General features: G+C 62.4%; 21 protein-coding genes. 12 read left to right on the top strand and 9 right to left on the bottom strand.

Annotated elements, in window-relative coordinates:
• Complete coding sequence (gene gspE, locus B0G82_RS06150) at positions 1 to 1557, bottom strand: type II secretion system ATPase GspE (RefSeq protein ID WP_116143530.1); 1557 nt, start codon at positions 1555 to 1557, stop codon at positions 1 to 3.
• The gene (gspD, locus tag B0G82_RS06155; protein WP_116143532.1) at positions 1554 to 3911 is read right to left on the bottom strand and encodes a type II secretion system secretin GspD; all 2358 of its coding nucleotides are present in this window, start codon (positions 3909 to 3911) and stop codon (positions 1554 to 1556) included. The genes gspE and gspD overlap by 4 nt, the downstream gene beginning before the upstream one ends.
• Before the next feature lie 516 nt (positions 3912 to 4427).
• Here gspD and B0G82_RS06160 point away from each other — a divergent pair.
• Together B0G82_RS06160 and B0G82_RS06165 are read left to right on the top strand one after the other, a co-directional pair.
• Positions 4428 to 4874: a lytic transglycosylase domain-containing protein gene (locus B0G82_RS06160; RefSeq protein WP_116143534.1), complete on the top strand. Its 447-nt coding sequence runs from the start codon at positions 4428 to 4430 to the stop codon at positions 4872 to 4874.
• Between the two features lie 143 nt (positions 4875 to 5017).
• Positions 5018 to 6361 (top strand): GTP-binding protein, encoded by a 1344-nt coding sequence (locus B0G82_RS06165; RefSeq protein WP_121306957.1) that lies wholly within the window; start codon positions 5018 to 5020, stop codon positions 6359 to 6361.
• A gap of 129 nt (positions 6362 to 6490) precedes the next feature.
• Here B0G82_RS06165 and B0G82_RS06170 read toward each other — a convergent pair whose 3' ends face one another.
• Complete coding sequence (locus B0G82_RS06170; RefSeq protein WP_006050811.1) at positions 6491 to 6769, bottom strand: HU family DNA-binding protein; 279 nt, start codon at positions 6767 to 6769, stop codon at positions 6491 to 6493.
• A gap of 494 nt (positions 6770 to 7263) precedes the next feature.
• Here B0G82_RS06170 and mnmC point away from each other — a divergent pair, with 494 nt between their 5' ends.
• The 7 genes from mnmC (at position 7264) to B0G82_RS06205 (ending at position 16470) form a co-directional block, all read left to right on the top strand.
• Positions 7264 to 9234, top strand: a complete 1971-nt coding sequence (gene mnmC / locus B0G82_RS06175; RefSeq protein WP_121306958.1) for a bifunctional tRNA (5-methylaminomethyl-2-thiouridine)(34)-methyltransferase MnmD/FAD-dependent 5-carboxymethylaminomethyl-2-thiouridine(34) oxidoreductase MnmC — start codon at positions 7264 to 7266, stop codon at positions 9232 to 9234.
• A gap of 845 nt (positions 9235 to 10079) precedes the next feature.
• Positions 10080 to 11282 carry a cation:proton antiporter gene (locus B0G82_RS06180; protein ID WP_106284898.1) on the top strand — a complete coding sequence of 401 codons (1203 nt, stop codon included), beginning with the start codon at positions 10080 to 10082 and terminating at the stop codon, positions 11280 to 11282.
• A gap of 130 nt (positions 11283 to 11412) precedes the next feature.
• Positions 11413 to 12528, top strand: coding sequence for a YbdK family carboxylate-amine ligase (locus tag B0G82_RS06185; RefSeq protein WP_106284897.1), 1116 nt, complete (start codon positions 11413 to 11415; stop codon positions 12526 to 12528).
• A gap of 538 nt (positions 12529 to 13066) precedes the next feature.
• Complete coding sequence (locus tag B0G82_RS06190) at positions 13067 to 13705, top strand: MarR family winged helix-turn-helix transcriptional regulator (RefSeq protein WP_106284896.1); 639 nt, start codon at positions 13067 to 13069, stop codon at positions 13703 to 13705.
• 127 nt (positions 13706 to 13832) lie between these two features.
• Positions 13833 to 14546, top strand: a complete 714-nt coding sequence (locus B0G82_RS06195; RefSeq protein ID WP_106284895.1) for a glutamine amidotransferase — start codon at positions 13833 to 13835, stop codon at positions 14544 to 14546.
• 74 nt (positions 14547 to 14620) lie between these two features.
• On the top strand, positions 14621 to 15733 hold the full coding sequence (locus B0G82_RS06200; RefSeq protein ID WP_116118581.1) for an NADH:flavin oxidoreductase/NADH oxidase: 1113 nt from the start codon (positions 14621 to 14623) through the stop codon (positions 15731 to 15733).
• A gap of 218 nt (positions 15734 to 15951) precedes the next feature.
• On the top strand, positions 15952 to 16470 hold the full coding sequence (locus B0G82_RS06205; protein WP_121306959.1) for an SET domain-containing protein-lysine N-methyltransferase: 519 nt from the start codon (positions 15952 to 15954) through the stop codon (positions 16468 to 16470).
• Between the two features lie 64 nt (positions 16471 to 16534).
• Here B0G82_RS06205 and B0G82_RS06210 read toward each other — a convergent pair whose 3' ends face one another.
• Positions 16535 to 18040: a sensor histidine kinase gene (locus B0G82_RS06210; RefSeq protein WP_121308627.1), complete on the bottom strand. Its 1506-nt coding sequence runs from the start codon at positions 18038 to 18040 to the stop codon at positions 16535 to 16537.
• A gap of 134 nt (positions 18041 to 18174) precedes the next feature.
• Positions 18175 to 18861 carry a response regulator transcription factor gene (locus B0G82_RS06215; RefSeq protein ID WP_013590077.1) on the bottom strand — a complete coding sequence of 229 codons (687 nt, stop codon included), beginning with the start codon at positions 18859 to 18861 and terminating at the stop codon, positions 18175 to 18177.
• 239 nt (positions 18862 to 19100) lie between these two features.
• Here B0G82_RS06215 and B0G82_RS06220 point away from each other — a divergent pair, with 239 nt between their 5' ends.
• Positions 19101 to 19325, top strand: coding sequence for a DUF3717 domain-containing protein (locus B0G82_RS06220; protein ID WP_106284892.1), 225 nt, complete (start codon positions 19101 to 19103; stop codon positions 19323 to 19325).
• 105 nt (positions 19326 to 19430) lie between these two features.
• Here the strand turns inward: B0G82_RS06220 and B0G82_RS06225 are convergent, their stop codons facing one another.
• Together B0G82_RS06225 and phhA are read right to left on the bottom strand one after the other, a co-directional pair.
• Complete coding sequence (locus B0G82_RS06225; protein ID WP_121306960.1) at positions 19431 to 19721, bottom strand: 4a-hydroxytetrahydrobiopterin dehydratase; 291 nt, start codon at positions 19719 to 19721, stop codon at positions 19431 to 19433.
• A gap of 93 nt (positions 19722 to 19814) precedes the next feature.
• The gene (gene phhA / locus B0G82_RS06230; RefSeq protein WP_121306961.1) at positions 19815 to 20705 is read right to left on the bottom strand and encodes a phenylalanine 4-monooxygenase; all 891 of its coding nucleotides are present in this window, start codon (positions 20703 to 20705) and stop codon (positions 19815 to 19817) included.
• Positions 20706 to 20850: 145 nt separating this feature from the next.
• Between phhA and B0G82_RS06235 the strand changes: the two genes are divergently transcribed.
• A complete protein-coding gene (locus B0G82_RS06235) occupies positions 20851 to 21342 on the top strand; it encodes an Lrp/AsnC family transcriptional regulator (protein WP_116143548.1) in 492 nt (163 codons plus the stop codon).
• 50 nt (positions 21343 to 21392) lie between these two features.
• On the opposite strand, the gene B0G82_RS06240 is transcribed toward B0G82_RS06235, so the two are convergent.
• The gene (locus B0G82_RS06240) at positions 21393 to 21929 is read right to left on the bottom strand and encodes a class IV adenylate cyclase (protein WP_106284889.1); all 537 of its coding nucleotides are present in this window, start codon (positions 21927 to 21929) and stop codon (positions 21393 to 21395) included.
• Between the two features lie 349 nt (positions 21930 to 22278).
• The gene (locus B0G82_RS06245; protein ID WP_116118577.1) at positions 22279 to 23178 is read right to left on the bottom strand and encodes a LysR family transcriptional regulator; all 900 of its coding nucleotides are present in this window, start codon (positions 23176 to 23178) and stop codon (positions 22279 to 22281) included.
• A gap of 144 nt (positions 23179 to 23322) precedes the next feature.
• Here B0G82_RS06245 and B0G82_RS06250 point away from each other — a divergent pair, with 144 nt between their 5' ends.
• Positions 23323 to 24861 (top strand): CoA-acylating methylmalonate-semialdehyde dehydrogenase, encoded by a 1539-nt coding sequence (locus B0G82_RS06250; protein WP_121306962.1) that lies wholly within the window; start codon positions 23323 to 23325, stop codon positions 24859 to 24861.
• Positions 24862 to 24916: the final 55 nt, after the last annotated feature.

Genomic DNA, 24916 nt, shown 5'->3' on the forward strand with positions numbered 1-24916 from the left:
TTATGCTCCGCCCGTGACGCGGATCACTTCTTCGAGCGATGTCAGCCCGGAGGCGAGCCAGCGGTCCGCATCTTCGCGCAGCGTGCGCATGCCTTGCGCACGGCCGGCCGCGAGAATCTCGGCGTCGGCTGCGTTGCGGTGAACCAGCGTGCGGATGTCGTCGTCGATCAGCAGCAATTCGTAGACGCCGCGGCGTCCCGCATAACCGGAATGGCCGCACCGGTCGCAACCGACCGGGTGGTAGCGCACGCTGCCGTCTTCCTCGACACGCTCTTCGCGGCATATCGGGCACAGGCGCCGCACGAGCCGCTGCGCCAGCACGCCGAGCAGCGACGACGCCAGCAGATACGGCTCGACACCCATGTCGGTCAGACGCGTCACGGCGGATGCCGCGTCGTTCGTGTGCAGCGTGGCCAGCACAAGGTGGCCCGTCAACGACGCCTGCACCGCGATCTGCGCGGTTTCGAGGTCGCGGATTTCACCGATCATGATGACGTCCGGATCCTGCCGCAAAATCGAGCGCAACGCCCGCGCGAAGGTCATGCCGATCCGTTCGTTGACCTGCGTCTGGCCGATGCCCGACAGGTCGTATTCGATCGGATCCTCGACCGTCATGATGTTCGTGGTCGCGGTTTCGAGCCGTGACATGGCCGCATACAGCGTGGTCGTTTTACCGGAACCGGTCGGCCCGGTCACCAGCACGATGCCGTGCGGCCTGCCGATCAGCTTGTCGAACTTGCCGAGCGTATCTGACGCCATGCCGAGCGCTTCGAGGTTCAGGCGCGACGCGTCTTTTTCCAGCAGACGCAGCACCGCGCGTTCGCCGTGACCGGTCGGCAGCGTGGAGACGCGCACGTCGACCGGGCGGCCGCCCACGCGCAGCGTGATACGGCCGTCCTGCGGCAAACGCTTTTCGGCGATATCGAGCTGCGCCATGATCTTGATCCGCGAGATCAGCGCGCCGTGCAGCGCTTTCTTCGGCCGCACGACGTCGCGCAACGTACCGTCGACGCGAAAGCGCACCACGGAAGAAGTCTCGAACGGCTCGATATGAATATCCGACGCCTGCTCGCGCGCCGCTTGCGTGAGCAGCGCATTGATCATGCGGATGATCGGGGCGTCGTCTTCCGACTCCAGCAGATCCTCCACTTCGGGAATGTCCTGCATCAGGCGCGAGAGATCGACTTCGCCTTCCACTTCGCCGACCACCTGCGCAGCGCTGCCGTCCTGGCGCGCATACGCCTGGTTGATCGCTTGCGTGAGCTCGTCGGCGGGCAGCCGTACGATCGACACCGCGCCGAAGTTACGCGCTACTTCGGACAGCGCGGCGTCGCTCGTGCGTTCGCTGATCCAGACCTCGAGGCTGTCCGCATGCTGATGCGCGACCAGAATCTGGCCGGCACGGGCAAAGCCGTACGGCACGAGCCGCGCGGCGATGGCGGAGGGCGCCTCGCGCCCGGCATGCTCCGTCACGCCGGCGGGCGGTAGTGTTGCGGCACCAACTCGCGTTGCGGCTGGCGTAGCAGACGCTGACGGCGGCGTGGACGGCGTGCTCACGGCCGCACTCCAGGCGACGCCGTGGACGGCGTCACGGTGACGGGGCTGCTCTGTATGGCAGGCCCGACGGTGGCCGGGCTGCTCTGCACGGCGTTACCGTTGGTAGCGGCGCCGCCATTCGTGGGCGCTCCGCCGTTGGCCGGCGGCGGCGCCAACTGTTGACGGCGCATCTTGTCGAGATCGAACAGATTCATCGCGGGCGACCCACCCTGGCTCGGACCGATCGGCATCGGCGGAACCACCGGATCGTCGTTGTCCTTCATCAGGTTGTTGTCCTGCTTGTACGCGCCCTGCACGCCCTGGATGTAGTCGTAGCGATTCGACGTCACGGCCTGAGCCGTACCCCGATCGCTGATGATCACAGGGCGCAGGAACACCATCAGGTTGGTCTTGTTGCGGGTCTTCTGTTCCGAGCGGAACAGCTGGCCGATCCACGGAATATCGCCCAGCAGCGGCACCTTGCTGTTGCTGACCTGGTAGTTGTCCTGCATCAAGCCGCCCAGCACGATGATCTCGCCGTTATCGGCGAGCACCGTCGACTGGATCGAACGCTTGGTGAATTCCGGGCCGGCCGGGTTGGTCGCCGCGTTGTTCGTGCCAGTGACGATCGCCGAGTCTTCCGTGTAGAGCTGCAGCTTGAGAATGCCACCGTCCGTGATTTGCGGCTTCACGTGCAGCGTCAGACCGACGTCGACGCGGTCGTAGGTATTGAACGCCGAAGTCGCCGTCGCGCTCGTCAGATTCGAATATGAACCCGTCTGAATCGGCACGTTCGTACCGACGACGATCTTCGCTTCCTCGTTGTCGAGCGTAATGAGATTAGGCGTGGACAGCACGTTCGCGTCGGCGGTCTGCGACAGCGCCTGCAGCAGCGCGCCGAGTCCTTGCACACCGAAGATGTTGTGAATCCAGCCGATATTCAGGCCTTGCTGGAGCGCCCCGCTTCCGAGCGCGCTGGCGAGTCCGCCGGTGGACCCGGCCGCCACAGCCGCCGCCGTCAGATTGACGATGCTGTTGCTGCTGCCGGTCTGCAGATTGGTTCCGGCGAAGATCGAATTGTTCGCCACCTGCCACTGAATGCCGAGGTTGCCGCTCGTGTTCGAGTTCAACTCGACGATCAACGCCTCGAGATAGACCTGCGCGCGACGTGCGTCGAGCTGGTCGATTACCGCGCGCAGATTTCGGTACACCGGCTCGGCCGCCGTGATGATCAGCGAGTTGGTCGCGGAATCCGCCTGGATCATGCCGCCTTGCTGATTGTCGTCGCTCTTGTCCTTCTCGTTGCCGAAGCCGCCGTTATTGGAACCGCCCGCGCCGTATCCGCCGCTGCCGCTGCCGCCCATCGGCGATGCCAGAGAGCTGCTGCCGAGTCCGCCCGACGGCAGCGGCGGCGTACCCGACGAGCCCGTCGAATTGTTACCGCCTATGCCCCCCGTGTTGTTCTGGTTGAACGAATTCGCGTCGTTCGAGTTGCTCGACGAGCCGGTCTCGCCGCCTTTGCCGAACATGCCGCGCAAGGTCTTCGCGAGCTTCGTCGCGTCCGCGTTGCGCAGCGGCACGACGTGAATGTTGCCGGGCATGGTGGTCGGCGTATCGAGTTCTTTCGCCAGAGTCTTCGCCGCCGCGAGGCGCGCGCCGTTCGACGCGCGGATCAGCAGCGAGTTGGTGCGCGGGTCGGCGGTGACCGATACCTTCAGCGTCGCGTCGGTACTGCCGATCGCACCCGGGTCGAGCATCTTGTTGAGTTGCGTGGCGATGTCGATCGCATTCGCGTTCTTCAGTTGCACCACCGATACCGACTGGCCCGCCGCGGAATCCACGCCCTGGATGATCTGGGCAATACGCCGCACGTTGTCGGCGTAGTCAGTGACTACAATCGTGTTGTTGGCTGGGTAGGCCGCGACGGTATTGTTCGGCGAGATGAGCGGACGCAGCACCGGCAGCAGATTGTTGGCCGATTCGTTCTTCAGAACGAATACCTGCGTGACAACCTGGTCGCCGCGAGCCGTAGGCGTATTGCCGACATAGGTCGGCACGCCTTGCAGCTTTGCGTCGGCCTCGGGCACGACTTTCAGTACGCCGTGGTCCTGCACGAGCGCGAAGCCCTGCATGCGCAAGGCGGACTGCAAGGTTTTCAGTGCCTGATCTTCAGGCACCGCGTTCTCCGACACGAGATTCAACTGACCTTTCACACGCGGGTCGACGATGATCGTTTTGCCGGTTGCCGCTCCAATCGCCTTGGCCACCTGGTCGATGTCCGCGTTGACGAAGTTCAGTGTCACCTGTGCCTGTGCTGTCTGCGCGGTGATCAAGCCAGCCACCAGCAGCGCCGTTGCGACGCGACGCAAAGCCATACGATTTCTTCTCATGGAATAAGGTTTCGATGCCGACAGCCGTAGCTGTCGACGGTCATGCAGTGCGGACATGCGAGCAGGCCGCCGCCCTGACGGTCTGCCGGCCAGCCGCGCGGACGATTTTCGCCCTCGTCGGCCGCCGTCCGATGTCCGAAAAAAATGAACAGTAACAGTTTTTCATGTCTGATTTGTCACAAAACGAACTGTCTTGCGCGATTTCTCTAGAAATCGCCGCCTGCTGTCAAACAATTGAAAGCCAACGGAAAGTCAGACGATTGGGCGCGAAAACGCTTCGTTTTCTGCTCCCTTATGTCGGTTAGCCAACTTGACGGGGGTCTGCCTGCCGGTATGATACGAGCCGTTCGAGTCCCTGGTTGCGGGTTGCCGACGCGGGTTTTCCCCGATGTCCGACAAACCTCCGGCCTGCGTGGCCCGGCGACCGTCAGCGGCTGAAGTATGGCCGATACGATGCCTTACTGAACCTTACTCTTGCGCTTTGCTTAGTGGTCTTGACTGATGAAACGAAGCTTCGTCACCGTCGCCGTGGGACTTGCCATGCTGATAGCAGCAGGGTCCGCACGCGCCGATTGCTTTGACGAAGCAGCGAAGTATCAGAAGGTCAACCCCTTGATTCTGCGCGCAATTGCGTGGCAGGAGTCGCACAATCGTCCCGACGCAACGCATAAAAATGCAAATGGCTCGACCGACTACGGCGTGATGCAGATCAATTCGATCCATCTGCCCGTGCTCGCCCAGTATGGCATCTCGCAAGGCACGCTGATGGAACCGTGCAAGAACGTCTATATAGCGGCGTGGCATCTGCGCCGTCAGATGAACAAGTACGGCAACACCTGGCAGGCCATCGGTGCCTACCACTCCGAAACGCCGGTGCTGCGCGACAAGTACGCGCAGCAGATCGCCGCGATCCTGCGCAAATGGAATCTGATGCCGGCTGCGCGCTGATCCGGCCACATCACGCGAACTCCGCCCATTTTGATGCACAATGCGGCTTCGTGCCGCCGCCGAGGCTCGACCTCGTTGCGGTCCGCAGTCATGCGGCGCCGCGCCCGGCGTGCCTTCCAATCCCCTAGCTTCTCCGTACTGCGATGAACCAGCCGCTACTGCCCGTCACCGTGCTCTCCGGTTTTCTGGGCGCCGGCAAGACCACGCTCCTGAATCACATCCTCGCGAATCGCGCGGGTTTGCGCGTGGCCGTGATCGTCAACGATCTGGCCGCCGTCAATATCGACGCGACCCTCGTGCGCGACGCCGCCGCGCTTTCTCACGTCGAGGAGCAACTCGTCGAGCTGTCGAATGGCTGCATCTGCTGCACGCTGCGCGACGATCTGCGGGTCGAGATCAAGCGGCTGGCCGGCGAGCAGCGTTTCGACGCGATCCTGATCGAATCGACCGGCGTGGCCGAGCCGATGCCGATCGCCGAGACCTTCGCCTACGTCGACGATGAAGGCGCGTCGCTCGCCGACGTCGCGCGGCTCGACACAATGGTGACCGTGGTCGATGCGTTCAACTTCCTGCGCGACTACGGCTCGGCCGACGCGCTTGCCGAGCGCGGCATCGCCGCGACCGAGGAAGACGACCGCACGCTGGTTGAGTTGCTGATCGAGCAGATCGAATTCTGCGACGTGCTGGTGGTCAACAAGGCCGATCTGGTGAGCGCGGACGAACTCACGCGCCTGCAGCGCATTCTCGGCCGCATCAACCCGCGCGCAGTGCAAGTAGTCGCACGTTTTGGCGACGTGCCGCTTGAGCAGGTGCTAAACACCGGCCGCTTCGATTTCGACGAGGCGGCAAGCGCGCCGGGCTGGCTAACATCGCTCAACCATGAGCATGAGCATGACCACGAGCACGGTCATGCTCATCACGGCGAGGCGGACGAATTTGGTATCGGCAATTTCATTTACCGGGCGCGCCGGCCGTTTCATCCGGCACGCCTGTGGGCGTTGCTACATCAGGAGTGGAAGGGTGTATTGCGCAGCAAGGGCTTCTTCTGGCTCGCCACGCGTAACGATATCGCCGGTTCGCTTTCGCAGGCGGGCGGTGCTTGCCGGCACGGTCCGGCGGGCATGTGGTGGGCCGCTCAGGATCGCAGCGAGTGGCCCGAGGGCGACGACGAGTTGGCCGCCGAAATCGCCGCGGACTGGTACGGCGATCCGGACGATCTGAATATCGGCGACCGTCGCCAGGAACTGGTGATGATCGGCGTCGGCATCGACGCCGCGATCTGGAAAGCGAAGTTCGACGCGTGCCTGCTGACCGACGATGAATACGCGCAGGGACCGCAAGCGTGGGAGCAGTTCGCCGATCCGTTCCCGGCCTGGGACTTCGACGAAGACGACCACGATCATCATGACCACGATCATCATGACCACGATCACGATCACGATCACGACGGTCATGGCCATGGTGAGATCGTGCATCGTCACGACTGAACTGAACTGAACGGTCTTCGCCGCGCGGCGCAATCGTGCCACGACGCCCGTCGCGCCTTTCCCATCCCCAATGCGCGGGCGAAAAAAAACCCGCCGTTGGCGGGTGTCAACTGCCTGGCAGTAATCTGCTTAGCGCTTGTTGACTGCGTCCTTGAACGCCTTACCAGCCGTGAACTTGACGGTCTTGGCGGCCGGAATCTTGATAGTTTCGCCGGTCTTGGGGTTACGACCCGTACGCGCTGCGCGCTTGCCCGAACCGAAGCTGCCGAAGCCGATCAACTGGACCGCATCACCCTTCGACACAGACTTCTTGATCACTTCAAGCAACGTGTCCAGCGTTTCACCGGTTTGAGCCTTGCTGGCGCCCGTCTGTCCTGCGACAGCGTCGATCAGTTCCTGTTTGTTCATTAAGGTTCCTTTCTGAGTTTAGGTTGACACGAACAGCGCGAACGCGCCGATTATACGTGCGCGGGCCGCGCCGTCGAGCAGCGCCGGCTCCGGATCCCCTCCGGACCAATAGCGCCGGACAGATGACTGCCCGTCGGCCGTGCTGCCGCTCCCGTCGCGGCGCTTGCTATGATAGCGCAGCGCAAACCCAATCAGGACAAGGGTTTCGAAGATTTACGCGGTTCCGGGGTCGATATCGCAAGGAAATCGCAATTTTTGCGCTCGGCAACCTTCAACCGAGGCCTGAAACCTAGTATGGACGGGGCTTGGCGTTGGTTTTTGCCAACGTTCGGCGGGTCTTTTTCGCCGTCCGGCGAGCTGCGCGCGCGGAAGGCAAGCTTCGACCGCGTGTGCGAAGACGCCGGCTTGCCCCAAGTTTTCTCATCTCCCTCGCGGGGCCTGGCGCGAAGCGACAGGTGCGGGGGCATTTTTCCGAGCGTCATTTTCCGTCGCGCATGACCGATCCGCTGATCCCTGCCGGCCTCGCTTTTCGCGACAACGGCACACCTTTTTCGCCGCTATACGACGACATTTATCACAGCGCCGTAGGCGGTCTCGAACAGGCTCGATACGTATTCCTGCACGGCAATTCGCTGCCCGATCGGTGGCAGGGCCGTCGTATTTTCACCGTGCTGGAGACCGGCTTCGGCATGGGCATCAATTTTCTGATGACCTGGGCCGCGTGGCGCGCCGACCCGTCGCGCTGCGAGCGGCTGCATTTCGTGTCGACCGAGAAGCATCCCTTTACCGTCGGCGATTTACGCAAGGCGGTTGCAGCGACGATTTCCGATCCCGAGATTGCCGCCCTCGCGCAAGCGCTCGCGAACGCCTGGCCGATGCTCGTTCCCGGCACGCATCGGCTCGAATTCGATGAAGGGCGCGTGGTGCTCACGCTCGTTTTCGGCGATGCGCAGGAGCGCCTGCCGGCCTTGAGGCTGCGCGCCGATGCGTTTTATCTCGACGGCTTCGCGCCCGCCAGGAATCCTGACCTCTGGACTCCGATGATCTTCAAGGCGCTCGCGCGGCTGGCAGGCGAGGGCGCCACGTTCGCCACTTACAGTAGCGCTGGCGACATCAAGCGCGCGTTGACGCAATGCGGCTTCGAGTACCGCAAGGTGGACGGCTTCGGCTGGAAACGGGCCATGCTGGTCGGCCATTTCGCGCCGCGCTGGCGCGTGCGCCGTCACGAGCCGCCGACGCCGCTCGCGGTCGACGAAAGGCATGCGGTGGTGATCGGCGCGGGGCTGGCCGGCTGCGCCGTGATCGAACGGCTCGCCGCGCGCGGCTGGCGCGTCACGTCGCTGGAGCGGCACGCTTCGGTGGCGCAGGAGGCATCGGGCAATCCGGCCGGCGTGTTCCATCCCATGATTTCGCGCGACGACAGCGTCGCCTCGCGCGTCACGCGCGCCGGCTTTCTGTACGCGCTCAGCCGTTGGACCGCGCTTGAGCGGCTCGGTCACGCGCCGTTGCGCGGCGGCCAAGGCCTATTGCAGATCGCCGCAGACGAAGACGAAGCCCGCTCGATCAGCGAAGCGATCGCTGCATTCGGCTATCCGTCCGACTACGTCACGCCCGTCTCTTTAGATGAAGCGCAGCGGCTCGCCGGCATGCCGCTCGCGCGCGGTGGATGGTTCTTTCCACACGGTGGCTGGATCGACCCGGCGTCGCTATGCGCCGCGCAGTGTGCGGCGGCGGGTTCACTACTGGAGCGCCGCTTCGGTGTGGACGTCGCGCGAATCGAGCGGTCCGGTGGTCAATGGACCGTATTCGATACGTCGGGCGATGTCATCGTGCGTGCGCCGGTGGTTATCGTCGCCACTGCACACGATGCCGCGCGCATCGCCGGTTTGCAGCATGCTCCGACTCGCAGCATTCGCGGTCAACTCACTTTGCTGCCAGCCGGCACCGTGCTGCCGCCGCTTCAGATGCCCGTCATCGGCGAAGGCTACGCTGTGCCGCTGGCGGACGGTGTCACGTTGACCGGCGCCACGTATGAACTCGACGACCCCGACACATCGTTGCGCGCGGACGGCCACAAGGAAAACCTTGAGCGCGTCGCGCAGATGCTGCCGGCGTTCGGGGATGTCGTCGAACGGGCTAAATCGGCGGACTTCGCGGGACGCGTCGCGTTCCGCTGCGTCGCCAGCGATCGCATGCCGATGATCGGTCAGCTTGCCGACGAAGCGCAGGCTGCCCTCGACGCCCCGCGTCTGCGCGGCGCGTGGCCGCTTGATCTGCCACGGACGGACGGCGTCTACGGCGCCTTTGCGTACGGTTCACGAGGCCTCGTATGGGCGGCGCTCGGCGCGGAACTGATCGCCTCGCAACTCGAAGGCGAACCTTGGCCGCTCGAACGGGATCTGGCTGAAGACATCGACCCGGCGCGCTTCCTGTTGCGCGCATTGCGTCAGGGAACGGTGAGTTAACCGCAGGCCCCGCCCAGCCGGTTCGCCAGATGAGTTATCCACTGAAAGTTGTGGATAACCGCTTGGTTTACCGGCGCAACAGGTGTGGAACCGTTGTGGACGTAAACGGGGTAACTTGGCCGTCGCCGAAAATCGCCAAAAGTTACCCTTGTATACGCGCCGCTCCCGCACATGCTGTGCATCCGGTTATGCCGTCGGCAAAGCGATGATTCGTTTCGGTAAACAGGAGTTATCCACAGAAACCGAGGCACCTTGTTAACTGTTACTACGTATACATACGGTAAACCTGTAAACAGAAAGACCGTGGCGGCTGCAGAGCTATCGGCATAGCTCGGACCGCTTCTGAACCCGTGCAAAACTCCCGCCGCGATGTCCCGAAAAGCACATCTGTCGCGATCAAACTAGCCATTTGACAGGCCTGATTCGCTCTGAAAACGGTCGGTTTTTCCTCACGCCAGCGAGATAACGTACGTTTTTACCGTTTTGCCAGCATGTTCGCGCCTTTTCGGTCAAGGCTGAAAAAGCTATGGCACAATCGCCGTTCTTTTCCGCGTCGTGCCCTGTCTCTACAGCGGCACACGCAGCAAACGGAACGGTGCCGCTCAATCAGAATCTGATTCAAAGTCGACGGCGCTCTATCACCGTGCCGGTTGCTACGGCCGCACCCCGAATGCGCCAGGTTCCTTACTGCTGCCGGGCATTCAGATCATCCGATCGTTGAAAAACTCGCAACGCTGGCCGCGCGAAGCGATCGCGACAGTGAGCGCTTCATGTGCCCACCCCGCTCGCCGGTTTTCGTGCCGGTTCGTGTCGCCTGCCGTTGCTGCTAAGGAGAACCCATTACGATGAATTCGGCGTTTTCATTTTTTCCAGCCTGGCCGCTTTCACCCGACGCCATTTTTTGGGCTGGTCTCGCATTGCTCGCCGCCGGCCTGTGCGGTGAGCTGTGCTATCGCGCGTGGCGTTTACCGCGCATTTCCGGTTATGCGGTGATTGGTCTGATCGCCGGTGCGGCCGGATCGGGCGTGATCGACGCGGATTCCGCGAGCGCCGCGCGGCCGCTGCTCGATGTCGCGCTCGGTTTGTTGCTGTTCGAACTCGGCAGCCGGCTCGATTTGCGCTGGATCCGTCGGAATCCGTGGCTGATTCTGTCGAGCGTCGCCGAAGCCACGCTGACTTTCGCGCTCGTGTTGCCGGTTTTGCTGTTCCTCAACGTGCCGCTGATGGTGGCAACCGTGCTCGCCGCGATTGCCATGGCAACGTCGCCGGCCATGGTGATTCAGCTGAAAACGGAATTGCGCGCGGAAGGCCAGGTCACCCAGCGTCTGCTGACCCTGACCGCGCTGAACAGCATGTATGCCGTGGTGATCGAGAAGCTCGTATCGAGCTGGCTGCATCAGGAGATGTACGGCAACGTATTCGCGACCATCCTGCAGCCGCTTTATCTGCTGGTCGGCTCGCTCGTGCTCGCGTATCTGCTCGCGCGTACCTGCACATTCTTTTATCGACGGTTGAACATGCAGGACGAGCACTCGTTCGTCGCGCTGTTCGGCCTCGTGCTGCTGGCCATCGCGGTCGCGCATCTGTTCAAGCTGTCGACCATTCTTGCGTTGCTGGCCGCGGGCATCATCGTGAAGAATCATGAAGCGCGTCCGCAGTTGTGGCCCGAGCACTTCGGCACGGCCGGCTGGTTGTTGACCGTGATTCTGTTCGTGCTGACGCTGACTTCGTTCGAATGGAAAGACATCGCGCTCGGCGGCGTCGCGGCGCTGGGTCTGATTGTTGCGCGCCTCGTGGCGAAACTGGTGGGCGTGCTGGCGTTCGCCAAGCCGAGCGGCTTGAACTGGAAGCAGGGGATGGCGCTCGGTCTATCCTTATCGCCGATGTCGGCGCTCGCGTATCTGCTGGTCGACGACACTTACAACCTGTATCCGAACTTCGACCCGCAACTGCGCGCGATCGTGATGTGTTCCATTTTCGTGCTGCAGATTCTCGGGCCGTGGCTCGTCTATCGCAGCCTGGCGCTGGTCGCTGAACGGCGCGAATAGCAAGCGCGAGGCAAAGAGCGCGTTGTGCTGCTCGAAGCTCGATGTTTCACACGCTTTTTGCAACTTATATTCGATTCCAAAACGGCCGGGCATGTGACCCATGCCCGGCCGACCTGACTCAGGGGACGCCATGTCACTCGAACCCTTCATCGATTCGAAACCGTTCACCTTCGGCGTCGAACTCGAGATGCAGATCGTCAATACGCATGACTATGATCTGACCAAAGCCGGCTCGGATCTGCTGCGCCTCATCAAGGACGAAAAGATCCCCGGCAACATCACGCCGGAAATCACCGAAAGCATGATTGAGTTGTCGACCGGCATTTGCACGACACATGAGCAGGCCGTCGCCGACTTGCGCAAGATTCGCGACACGCTGGTCTCCGCGGCGGATCATCTGAACGTCGGTTTGTGCGGCGGCGGCACGCACGCGTTCCAGCAATGGAGCGAGCGGCAGATCGTCGATACGCCGCGTTTTCAGTATCTCTCCGAGTTGTACGGCTATCTTGCCAAGCAATTCACGGTGTTCGGCCAGCACGTGCATATCGGCTGCCCGGATCCGAACAGTGCGCTCTATCTGCTGCATTCCATGTCGCGCTTCATTCCGCATTTCATTGCGTTGTCCGCGTCGTCGCCGTTCGTGCAGGGTGTCGATACCGGTTTTCATTCGGCACGACTGAATTCCGTGTTCGCGTTCCCGCTGTCGGGCCGCGCGCCGTTCGTCCTGACGTGGGACAGTTTCGAGGAATATTTCTCGAAGATGGTCCACACCGGCGTCGTCAACAGCATGAAAGATTTCTACTGGGACATCCGGCCGAAGCCGGGTTTCGGCACGATCGAAGTTCGTGTGATGGACACGCCGTTGTCCGTGGATCGCGCGGCGGCGATTGCCTGCTACATCCAGACGCTTGCCAGGCATCTGCTGCTCGACAAACCGATCACGCCGCAAGAAGACGATTACCTCGTCTACACGTTCAATCGTTTCGAAGCATGCCGCTTCGGCCTGGCCGGGACCTGCATCAATCCGCAAACGGGCGAGCGCAAGACGATTTCCGAAGACATCCTCGAAACATTGGATCTGATTGCTCCGCACGCCGAAGCGTTGGGTTCGGGCAATGCGCTTGCCGAGATCGGCGCGATCGCTCGCGGTCAGGTGAATGATGCAACCTGGTTACGCGGTGTCGTCGAACGGGAAAAGTCTCTGCATGAAGCCGTCAGGCAGCAGTGTTTGCAGTGGCGGGCCTGACCGCGGGCTGATGGCCCGCGTGAAATCGTAAGGAAACCCGCCTCGAGCGGGTTTTTTTCAATAAATTAATTTTCCAGCTCGGCGTGCCTTAGGTTTTTATACCGTTAATGTATACAAACGTAGTAGTAGTTAACAAGCATTGCATCTGCCTGTGGACAACTGAATAATTCCCTGCAAAGTCAACGTGCTGCGTAAACCATAACTGCGCTGATCGAGGGTGCATCGGCGCCGGTATACGAGGACAACTTTGTGACACGCGGATCAGGCTTGGGTGCTTATCAAGAATCGGCGCACAAGCCATCCCTGAGTTTTCCCGTGGTTATCCACAACTTGGGTTGGATAACTTAGCTGTACGATTCGCCGCTCTCGCATAGAATGTCGTTTCCGCTGCTTTGCCTTGCAAGGCGGTAAATTTTTGAGATAGTAGAAAACCGTCTTGTCCGCAGTTGGGCGAGGCTACCCCACACAGGCTACGGGCGCGGTCGGCAAGCAGTTCGCCGGCGTCGTACGAAAGCTGTAAATAAACCAATCGAAGATTATGAGCGAAGGCGTATACGGAGAACAGGCGACCGGGCGGGTGACCCACAGCCTATTGCGATTGAGCACGGCGATGCGGAGCCAGGCTTGGGAATGGGCGGAGGGCGCTGGCCTGACACCCACCCAGGGCGAAATTCTGGTCTTGCTGATGCAGCGCAAAGGCCCGATGCGTCTCGGCGAAATTGCCCGCGAAACGGCGCTCACCGCCGCGACGACAAGTGATGCAGTCAGCACGCTCGAAACCAAAGGGCTGGTCGAAAAGCGCCGTGCCCTGGACGACGGCCGTGCCCTCGCGGTCCGCCTGACGGCTCGTGGCCGTACGGCTGCGAAGCGCGCGGCGCAATGGCCGGACTTCCTGGCCAAGGCGGTCGGCACGCTGCGTGAGGACGAGCAGGCTGTGTTCTATCGCACGCTGCTCAAGACGGTTCATCAGCTGGAAGCGCAAGGCACGATTCCGCCGCACCGCATGTGTCTGAGCTGCACGCATTTCGAGCCGAGCAAGAACCCGAAGAAGACGCCGCATCATTGCGCGTTGCTCGATCTGAACATGTCGGATACGGATCTGCGCCTCGACTGCTCGGTGTATGAGATGGCCGACGTCGCCACCCAGAAGAAGACCTGGAAGATCTTCGCCCAATAAGGCGGCTTCTTCCGGGACAATCCGCTACACTGCCAAGCCGGCTTCAGCGGGCGGCGTTTGCCGCCCGTCAGCCGACTGGTGCCGCGTGGCGGCGAGTCTTTAGTCAACCTGAAGGTGGGACAGGCCGATGAATCGCGAAGTTCTGGCCATTCGCCACGTGCACTTCGAGGATCTGGGCAGTCTTGAATTGGTGCTCGGCGAGCGCGGGCGCCCGGTCCGCTATCTCGACGTGGGCTTTGCCCGCATCGAAGCGCCGAATCCGGTTTCCGCATCGCTGATGGTGGTGCTCGGCGGCCCGATCAGCGCAACCGACGACGCGCTTTATCCGACCCTCGTGCCGTTGCTGTCCATGATCGAAAAACGCATCGCGGCGGGTTTGCCGACTCTCGGCATCTGCCTCGGCGCTCAATTGATCGCGCGTGCTCTTGGCGCTCGCGTCTATCCCGCGGGTCGAACCGAGCTCGGCTGGTCGCCGCTTACGCTGACCGACGCCGGCCGCGCTTCGCCAGTCCGTCATCTGGACGGTGCGCAGACCTCCATGCTGCATTGGCACGGCGATACGTTCGATCTGCCTGACAAGGCAACGCGGCTTGCGTCGACACCGGCTTGCGAGAACCAGGCGTTCGCCTGGGGCAATCATGTGCTGGGTCTGCAGTGTCATCCGGAGATCCGGACGGATCGCTTCGAGCCATGGCTGATCGGCAATGCGGGTGAACTGGTTGGCCACGGCATCGACGCGCGCCAGTTGCGGGCCGAGACCGCGAAGTTCGGTCCCGCGCTCGAAGCCGCCGCGTGCCGGATGTTCGGCGAGTGGCTCGATCAGGTCGAGGCGAAACCCTGAATGGCTATGGGCCAGCACTAAATCACTTGCGGTGCTATGCTCGATCGCTCTCGGGTTTCTACTGGGCGTAATCCATGAGCGCGCTTTTTTCTCCGCTCACGCTGCGTAGCGTGACGCTTCCCAATCGTATCGTCGTGTCCCCCATGTGCCAGTATTCCGCCGACCGTGGCGAGGCAACCGCGTGGCACATGATCCATCTCGGCAGCATGGCGTTATCCGGTGCCGGCATGCTGTGCATCGAGGCGACCTCGGTCGAGCCGGACGGCCGCATCACACCAGGCGATCTCGGCCTGTGGGACGACGTCACCGAAGCCGCGCTTGTGCCCGTGCTGGCCGCGATCCGCAAGCATTCGCACATCAAGGTCACGATGCAGTTGTCGCACGCCGGGCGCAAGGCGTCGAGCCACGCGCCGTGGGAAGGCGGCCAGCTGATTCCGGTGTCGCAAGGCGGATGGCTGCCGCTCGCGCCGTCCGCGTTGCCGCACAAGGCCGGCGAAGAACCGCCGCTGGCGCTCGACACACCGGCGCTGAACCGCATCCGCGAAGCATTCGCGGCCTCGGCTCGCCGTGCCGCGCGGCTCGGTGTCGATGGGCTGGAAGTGCACGCGGCGCACGGCTATCTGCTGCATCAGTTCCTCTCGCCCATCGCCAATCAGCGCGATGACGACTACGGCGGCTCGCTGGAAAACCGCATGCGCTTTCCGCTTGAAATCTTCGATATCGTGCGCGCTGCCTTTCCCGCCGACAAACCGGTCGGCGTGCGTGTCTCCGCGACGGACTGGGTCGAAGGCGGCTGGACGCTGGAAGACACCATCGCGTTCGCACAGGAGCTGAAAAAGCGCGGCTGCGACTGGATCGACGTGTCGTCCGGCGGCGTCTCGCCGTTGCAGAAGATTCCGCTTGAACCGGGTTATCAGATCCCCTTTGCCAAGGCGGTTAAGAAAGCAACCGGCCTTACGACCATCGGCGTGGGCCTCATCACCGACCCGTTGCATGCCGAACAACTGATCGAAGACGGCGACGCCGACCTGATCGCGATGGCCCGCGCGTTGCTGTACAACCCGCGTTGGCCGTGGCACGCCGCGGCGCAACTCGGCGCGACGGTCGAAGCGCCGCCGCAGTACTGGCGTTCGCAACCGCGCGAGCAAAAGGCATTGTTCGGCGACATTTCGTTCGGACAACGGTGAAGTTGGCCAGCCGTCATCGGCGCGCGTCTTTTTGACGGTTGAACGAAGCCGTCGTCAGCGTGTAGGATGCCGGTTGTGGCGCACGTGCGTCGCAGGTCGACGCGGCGCTCGCAAGGCGCCGCGTTTGCTATCCGCGGCAGAAAAAAGCAGCGCGCGAGACGCGGGCATCTTCGACGGCTGCCAAACTTCACCCCCAGTTCTTCACAAGGATTCATTCAATGAGTTCACGCAGGATCGCCGTGCGCCGTTCGGGTGTGCACGGCAAAGGCGTGTTTGCCCTCGAACCGATTGCGGCCGGCGAGCGCCTGATCGAATACAAAGGCGAGCGGATCTCCTGGAAAGAAGCGCTGCGCCGTCATCCGCATAATCCGGCCGAGCCGAATCACACGTTCTATTTTGCACTCGACAGCGGCAAGGTCATCGACGGCAAAGTGAACGGCAATAGCGCGCGCTGGATCAACCATTCCTGCGCGCCGAACTGCGAAGCCGAAGAAATCGACGGTCACGTATACGTGCATGCATTGCGCGATATCGCGGAAGGCGAGGAGGTCTTTTACGATTACGGCCTCGTGATCGACGCGCGTCAGACCAAGAAGCTCAAGAAGGAATACGAATGCCGTTGCGGCGCGCGCAAGTGCCGCGGCACGATGCTGGCGGCGCCGGAGAAGGAGAAGAGCAAGTCCGGGAAGTCGGCGGCCAAGGGCAAAACGTCGGCGAAGAAAGCGAAGAAGAAATGATGTTTGGGCTGTCTGATCGATCACGTTGGCGATCGATTCAGACGCCCGCCGAGCTTGCAGACAGTCAGATATCCAACGGCGCCGAGTGCGCCGATTTTTTTGCCGGGCGCCTCGGTTCAACCACCTCCACATCGCTCTGAACAGTGATCGGCACTAGCGGAATGCGCACGATGAAACGTGCGCCGCCTTCCGGGGCATCCTCGTAATGCACGCTGCCGTGATGCAGCACCATGATGTCGTGGACGATCGCGAGGCCGAGACCGGCGCCGCCATCCACGCCGGCGTCGGTCTGACCGTCGCCGCGGAAGAACCGCTTGAATAGATCGGCCTGCTGGTTGCGCGGCACGCCCGGTCCGTTGTCTTCGACGATGATCTCCGCCATGCGCGATTCATCGATCACCGTTTGCGACACCGTTACCGTGATGCGGCCGCCATCGAAGCGCGACGGCGGCACATATTTGAGCGCGTTATCCAGCAGATTGGCGAGTACTTCGTGCAGCAGCACGGGATTGCCGCGCGCCATCAGCGGATGGCCGTTGCTGGGGTCGTCCAGACGCTGGAAACCGAGGTCGACGTGGAACGTCAATGCACGCGGCACCCACTCGGCGCCCGTGTCGAACGCGAGCGCGGCCATGTCCACGTTGACGAAGCGAGCCGCCTGTTCGCCTGGCTCGGCACGCGCGAGCGAGAGCAGTTGATTGGACAGCCGCACGGCGCGATCAGCCGCGGCGCGCAGTTCACGCACGGCGGCCAGGGTTTGCTGCGGATCGCGCGCGATGGCCGCCTGCTCCGCATGCAGCTTGACGGCGGTGAGCGGCGTGCGAAGTTGATGCGCGGCGTCGGCGATGAACTTGCGCTGACCGTCGAGCGCCGTTTTCAAGCGGCCGAGCAACGCATTCAGCGCGCCGGTCAACGGGCGAATCTCGACCGGCACATAGGTTTCATCGACCGGTTCGAGCGACGTGTGGGTTTGCCGGTTCAGCGAATCGGCGAGATCGGTAAGCGGATTGAGTTGCTGATTGACCACGCGCCATACGATCACCCAGCCCGCCAGCAGCAGCAACAGCAGCGGCATCATGATCGCGACCAGAAACTCGGCGGCAATGCGAAACCGGTGATGCACCGGCTGACCGACTTCCACGACGATCGGATTACCCGTCGGCTGATCGACCCGGACCTGCGCCACCCGCACCGTCACGCCTTGATGCTGCGTTTCGAATACGTACGCGTAATGCATGCGGCGCACGCTCGTGCCTTGCAGCGGTAGATTGTGATCGCCGGCAATTTCCGTTTCGCCCGTGCTGATCCGGTAGACGAGCTGCTCGACTGGATCCGAGAACATGGCCTGCGCGAGCGGCGGCACCGTGATGCGCGCATCCGGGCCGGCAATCTGGATCTGCTTGGAAATCGCGGTGGCGAGATCGGCGAGCGAACGGTCGACCACGTGCTGCGTGTACTGCCACGCCAGCCAGTAGGCGATCAGGCCACTCATGAGCGCGAGCAGCGAAAGGGGTGCAGCGAGGCGCCGCAGCAGCGTGCGGCGCAGACTATTGGCGGCCGGCTGGGGCATGATCGAACGCGCGGGAAAGTAGCAACGGCGCAAGCACCGCGAAATGTCGCCGGATGCCGGCGAAGTGCGCACCGGGTGCGCGGCGCCGGTCTGGCGTCGTCAGGCCGCAACGTAGCGTGCGGCCTTCACGACGATTATGCGGCCTGACGGATTTCCTGCAACAGATAACCGAAGCCGCGTACCGTGACGATCTCGACACGGCAGTTTTCGAGCTTTTTACGAACCCGGTGCACATAGACCTCGATTGCGGTGTCGCCGAGATCGCCGCCGAAATGCGTCAGATGGTCTTGCAGCTGTGCCTTGCTGACCACGCGGCCATGACGCAGCAGCAGCATTTCGAGCACCGCGAATTCGCGCGGCGAGAGTTCGAGCGGCTTGTCGTCGTTGAAAATGCGGCGATCGACGCCCGACAGGCGCACACCGCCCAGCGACACTTCCGGACGCGGCATATCGCCGTGCGGACCGCTGCGGCGCATGACCGCGCGGATGCGCGCTTCGAGCTCGGTGGGCTCGAACGGCTTCAGCATGTAGTCGTCGGCGCCGGAATTGAGGCCTTGCACGCGGTCGTTCAGTTCGTCGCGCGCGGTGAGGATGATCACCGGTGTATGGCGATTGCTCTGACGGAAGCGCGAGAGCAGCGTCATGCCGTCGATGCCGGGCAGACCCAGATCGAGGATCACCAGCTCATGGCGATTTTGCGTGAGGGCCTGTTCGGCGAAAATGCCGTCGTGGACCATGTCGACGGTGAAGCCGGCTTGTTCGAGACTGCTTTGGATGCCGCGTGCGATGGGGCGGTCATCTTCGATCAGAAGGAGTCGCATGAGTTTCGCTCAAGTACAATGGGTTAGGCGTTTGGGCAAGCGGTTCGCCGGGGCGCCTGCTGCACAGACAGCGTGCGGCGTGGCCGTACCGAACTGGCACGAAGCGGCCACGAAGCAGGCATCGAGCGGCCTCGAAACGCCAACCGGGCGCTTCTCAACCTGTCACATCGCACCAGTCTCCCGAAGGGCCAGGATAACTTCGGACAACCCGGCGTTTTCCTGAAAGCGATCACGAAGTCATGTCCGAGATAAGCATTCACGAACTGGAAGCCGCAATCAACTTCTGGCGTGCCCGCTCACCTTCGAGCGGCGACGAACTCGTTCTGTGCAAGGAGGCAAGCGCGCTCTCCAAGCCGTATGCGCTGCTGATTGTACAGCGTCAGCACACGCTATCACTGGATCGTTTAGACGGGATTGCCAGGCAAGCGTGGGATTCTTACGTGCACCTTAAGAATAGCCTGTAGAACTGAAGGTTTGGGCAAGGGATTACCTGCAATGCCCTTTCATTGCTGCCATATTGCTCGATGGTCGGCGTATAAACGCGCCTGAGACGCACCAGCTTTTTTGTATTACGCCGTAATACTGTCGATAAATCTCGCCAGTTTGATGTCGCGCTCGGTCAAGCCGCCGGCCTCATGCGTGGACAGCGTGATATCCACCTTGTTGTAGACGTTGAACCATTCCGGATGGTGATCCATTTCCTGCGCTTTGATCGCCACGCGCGTCATGAAGCCGAATGCTTCGTTGAAGTCGGCGAATTTGAACTGGCGCTGGATCGCGTCGCGGTCCGTCACCGCTTGCCAGCCCTGCAAGCCGGGGAGCTGCGTGGCGCGTTCTTCGGAAGTCAGTTTCTGAATCATGGTGCTACCTCATTGGATCTGAACGGGCACGCCGGTGAGCGTGCGCATCCCTATTTTTTCACGGATGACGTCTGCCCGCAGCCGGCCTGCTTGTCAGATATCGCCGTCGGCCAGCCAGCCTTCCTGCGACCCGCGCGTAATGACGCGGTCCTGCTCGAGGACGTCGCCGGCCGCGAAGGCCGGTTCGGCGGCAAGCCTTGCCAGCAGCGGCGCGAAATCGGTTTGCGCGATGTTGAGCAACTGCGCGAAGTCGTCGATCACAAAGTAGGTTTTCTGGAACGTGTCGATGCGGTAGCGCGTGCGCATCACCCGTTCCAGATCGAAGCCGAGGCGGTTCGGCGCGGCGCTTTGCTGGCTGTAGAGCGTCTCGCCCTTGCTCGACACGATCCCCGCGCCGTAGATCTTCACGCCGTTCGGACTGGCCGCGTCGCGGATCAGCCCGAACTCCACTGTGTACCAATAGAGACGCGCGAGCAGCGGCAGGGCGCCGGCGTCATGGGCGGCGACCGCGGCGCGGCCGTACGCGTGCATGTAGTCCGCGAAAACGGGGTTGATCAGCAGTGGCACGTGGCCGAACAGATCGTGAAAACAGTCCGGCTCCTGCAGATAATCGAGCTGGTCCGGCCGGCGCATCCACCAGGTCACGGGAAAGCGGCGATTCGCCAGATGCTCGAAGAACACCTGGTCCGGTACGAGGCCGGGCACGGCGACGATCTGCCAGCCGGTGGCGGGCGTGAGCTTCGCGTTGATTTCGTCGAATGAGGGCACGCGGTCGGCGGGCATGCCGATTGTGTCGACGCCGGCCAGGAATTCGTCGCAGACGCGCCCTTTGAGCAGCGCCGTCTGGCGCGCGTAAAGCTGTTGCCATACCGCATGGTCGACCGCGCCGTAGCATCCGGTCGGTTGGTCGATGGTGAAATCGGCGCGGGTTTGGAGGCCGGCGTTGAATTGCTCTTTCAGTTTGGCGGTGTTGGCGGTGGACATGATGCTGCGCTCTACGGTGACGGCTTATATATAGGTGATGCAAGTGTAGAGCGGCGGCAGTGCGGAATGGGCGCAATGATGGCGGTTTATGGGCCGATTATGCAATAATCGTGCATGAATAAGCCATTCAATGCGGATATCCAACATGTTAGAACTCGATCACTTCGATCTTGCGCTGCTGGACGTGCTTCAGCGCTTCGGCCGTGCAACGCATCAGCAACTGGCGGAGCAGGTGCCGCTGTCGCCGTCGCAGATTGGACGGCGTCTGCAGCGGCTGGAGCAGCTGGGCGTGGTGGATGGCTATCGCGTCGTGCTGCGGCCCGAAAAGCTCGGGCTTGGCGTCACCGCATTTACCAGTCTGAAGTTGAAGCACCACGGCGATTCGATCATCGAGCAGTTTCAACAGCAGATTGACGTGCTGCCTGAAGTGCTGGAATGTCATGCCGTGGTGGGCGACGCCGACTATCTCCTGCGCATTGTCGCGCCCGATCTGAATTATCTGTCGACGTTCGTGATGAAGAAGCTGATGCGTGTGCCAGGCGTCGACAGCGTGCGCTCGAATATCGTGCTCACCACGTTCAAACGCAATGGCCCGTTGCCGCTGGGCCATCTGTCGCCGGGGACGGCCGCACCTTGATGCGGCACCGGCCGCCCTGACTCCGCCTGCAGCTCTGGGTTGCCTCAGTCTTATGCCGCTTGCTTCGGCGCGCTGTCCGGGCTCAGCAAATCGACATAGGCCACCGCCACCAGATCCGATTCCGGCACGCCGAGCGTGGCGAACATCGCATGGGCTTCGGCGTGGCCGCCTTCTTCATCGTCGTCCTGGGCGAGCACCACTTCCAGTTCGACGAAGTCGCCCAGACCGTCGACGCGGTCCAGATGGATCCGCGTGCGCCCGGTCAGATACACGTGCCGTTCCTTGGTGACGATGCCGCGCGTGGTCAGCGCGGTGGCGAGCAGCGCGTGCATGGCTTCCGGATTGGTCACCGGGCTGCGCGTGTAGTACGACGCCTTCGGACCGTCGCGGTCGTCGCGCTGGTAGAAGATCAGCTCGGCCGGAGTGCCGTCGTCGAACTGGCGCAGCTTCAGGCGGCCGCGCGGCACGTCGTAGAAAAAGTCCTGCTGGCGGAAGATCAGCGGTGCGTCCGGCGCGAGCTGCGCCGCGCGTTCGCGGAGTTGCTCGAAATGTTGGGCGCGGGCTTTGATTTCAATGTTGCGTGCCATGTCAGGTTCCTGTTGAAGGATGGATTGGTCGGCGGCTCCGGTGTTGCCGAGGCGAAGCTGCCGGGAAGGACAAATCAGGTGGAATGGAAAAGGATGGCGAGCAGGCGCGTGTGCGCGGACCCTCAATCTAACAAAAACTGCGTGACGGTGTGGTTTCAGGCGCGGGGCAAGTGGTCGCGGCGGGCGAGCGGATTGCGGGACCCACACGCAGGTGGCTGCTGCGTGAGGAGATAGCGCCGGTTACCTATGGCGGTAGGACCGTACGGCTTGCGGCTGTCATGAGAGCGGCTCATATCGCATACTCGCTGGCGCTCTCATGCCCGTCACGCAAGCGTCATTCGCGCGATCCTCAAGTCGCCCATTGCTGCTCGATCAGCTTCAACGCCGCGGCAATCGCCGGTTCCTCCTTGCGCTGCGCGAGCGTAATAAAGCTGAGCTGGGTCGGCACGGTAACACCTTCGACGATGGTCAACGCGTGCGCATGCGCTTCGGCGATCGCGGTGGCGTCACGTGCGAGCGTGAGACCGACGCCTGATTTAACCAGATCGAGCATCGACGGCTCCTGGTCCACTTCCGCCACCTTGACCGGCTTCACACCGGCTTCGTCGAAGCAGCGCGTCAGCAGCCGGTTATGCGCCGACGCGGGCGGCGTCCAGATCCACGGCAGCGCCGCCAGCGCACGCCAGTCGCGCGCGCCCTTGACGCGGTCTTTCCAGCCGGCCGGTGCGAGCACGCGGTATTGGAAGGCAGTCAGCGTGACCGCATGAAAAGCGGGGCCGTCGCGCGGTTCGTCTTCGGACGGCAAGCCGATGTAGTAGCCGACATCCAGCTCGCCCGCGCGAACCTGCTCCAGCACCCAGCCCGACATGCCATGGCGCAAGGCCGTCTCGATGTGCGGCCAGCTTTCCACGAGCTGCTTGAGAAAGCCGCCCAGGCGCAGAAACGCCGGGTCGAGGATCGTGCCGATCCGCAATCGTCCGCGCACTTCGTGACGCAACGATTGCGCGGCCCGCTGCACGTCGTTCGCCGCGCCGAGCGCGCGTTCGGCGTGCGGCAGCAGCGCCTGTCCGTCACGCGTGAGCGAGAGCCCGTGCGAGGTCCGCGTGAACAGCGTGACGCCGAGCGTCTCCTGCAAATGCTTGATTTGCAGGCTGACGGCAGGTTGGGTCAGGTGCAGTTGCACGGCGGCACGCGTGAGGTTGCCCTCGCGCGCCACGGTGACGAACGCCCGGAGCAGAGTCAGATCCATAGCCTGATATTAACGCGCCTTATAGCGCAGTTGAGCATTACTCATTGGATTTCCCGGCCCGAAGCGCCGTACGCTTCACTTCTGCACGGCGTTATCACGCCCCGGGCACGCCGGGGCGGAAGACTTCACACGAAAGAGGACATCATGAGCGAGACATATCTGGACGAAACCCAGCGCAGCGCGACCACCGCCCGTGCGCTGACCCACTTCATCAACGGCAAGACGTTCGAGGGCACGAGCGGCCGTTCCGGCGACGTCTTCAATCCCGCGCAAGGCACTGTGAGCGCGCGCGTGCCGCTGGCGAGCGTCGCCGAAGTGGACGCCGCCGTGGCCGCGGCCAAGGCCGCGTTCCCCGCGTGGAGTGAAACCGCGCCGATCAAGCGCGCGCGTGTTCTGTTCAAGTTCAAGGAACTGCTCGACCGTCACCACGACGAACTCGCGGAACTGATCACGCGCGAGCATGGCAAAGTGTTTTCGGACGCGAAGGGCGAGGTGATGCGCGGCATCGAGATCGTCGAGTTCGCGTGTGGCATTCCGAACCTGTTGAAGACCGACTTCACCGATCAGATCGGCGGTGGCATCGACAACTGGAATCTGCGCCAGCCGCTCGGCGTGGTCGCCGGCATCACGCCGTTCAATTTCCCGATGATGGTGCCGTGCTGGATGTTCCCCGTCGCGATTGCGTGCGGCAACACGTTTGTGTTGAAGCCGTCGGAGCGCGATCCGTCCTGTTCGAGCCGTCTCGCGGAATTGCTGAAGGAAGCCGGCTTGCCGGACGGCGTGTTCAACGTCGTGCACGGCGATAAGGTCGCTGTCGATGCGTTGCTCGTGCATCCGGAAGTCAGCGCATTGTCGTTTGTCGGTTCGACGCCGATTGCCGAATACATCTACACGGAAGGCACGAGGCACGGCAAGCGTGTGCAGGCGTTGGGCGGAGCGAAGAACCATCTGGTGGTGATGCCGGACGCGGATCTCGACCAGGCCGTCGATGCGTTGATCGGGGCGGCATACGGTTCGGCGGGTGAGCGTTGCATGGCAATTTCGGTGGCCGTCGCGGTGGGACATATCGCCGATGAACTGGTCGAGCGGCTCACACCGCGTGTGAAGAGTTTGAAGATTCTCAACGGCATGGAATCAGATGCCGAGATGGGACCGTTGGTGACGTCGGTGCATCGCGAGAAAGTGGTCGGTTATATCGACTCGGGCATCGAAGCGGGCGCGAAGCTGGTGGTCGATGGACGCGGCCATCAGGTCAGCGGTCATGAGAAGGGTTTCTTTCTGGGCGGCACTCTGTTCGACAATGTTTCGACCGACATGAAGATCTATCGCGAAGAGATATTCGGACCCGTGCTCTGTGTAGTGCGCGTGCCGGATTTTGCTTCCGCGGTGGAATTGATCAACGCCAACGAGTTTGCTAACGGCGTATCGTTGTTTACGTCCGATGGCGGCGTCGCTCGCGCTTTCTCGCGGCAGATCCAGATCGGCATGGTGGGCATCAATGTGCCGATTCCCGTGCCGATGGCGTGGCATTCGTTTGGTGGCTGGAAGAAGTCGCTGTTCGGCGATCATCATGCGTATGGTGAAGAAGGTGTGCGGTTTTATACGCGCTACAAGAGCATCATGCAGCGCTGGCCCGACAGTATTGCCAAGGGTGCTGAGTTCACGATGCCGGTGGCTAAGTAGTGTGAGGCGATTGCCTTCGGCAGCCTGCGCTTCTGGTGGCATGTCGAAGGCAAAA

Origin of the sequence: Paraburkholderia sp. BL17N1 (genome assembly GCF_003634175.1) — a bacterium.
Lineage (GTDB): Bacteria > Pseudomonadota > Gammaproteobacteria > Burkholderiales > Burkholderiaceae > Paraburkholderia.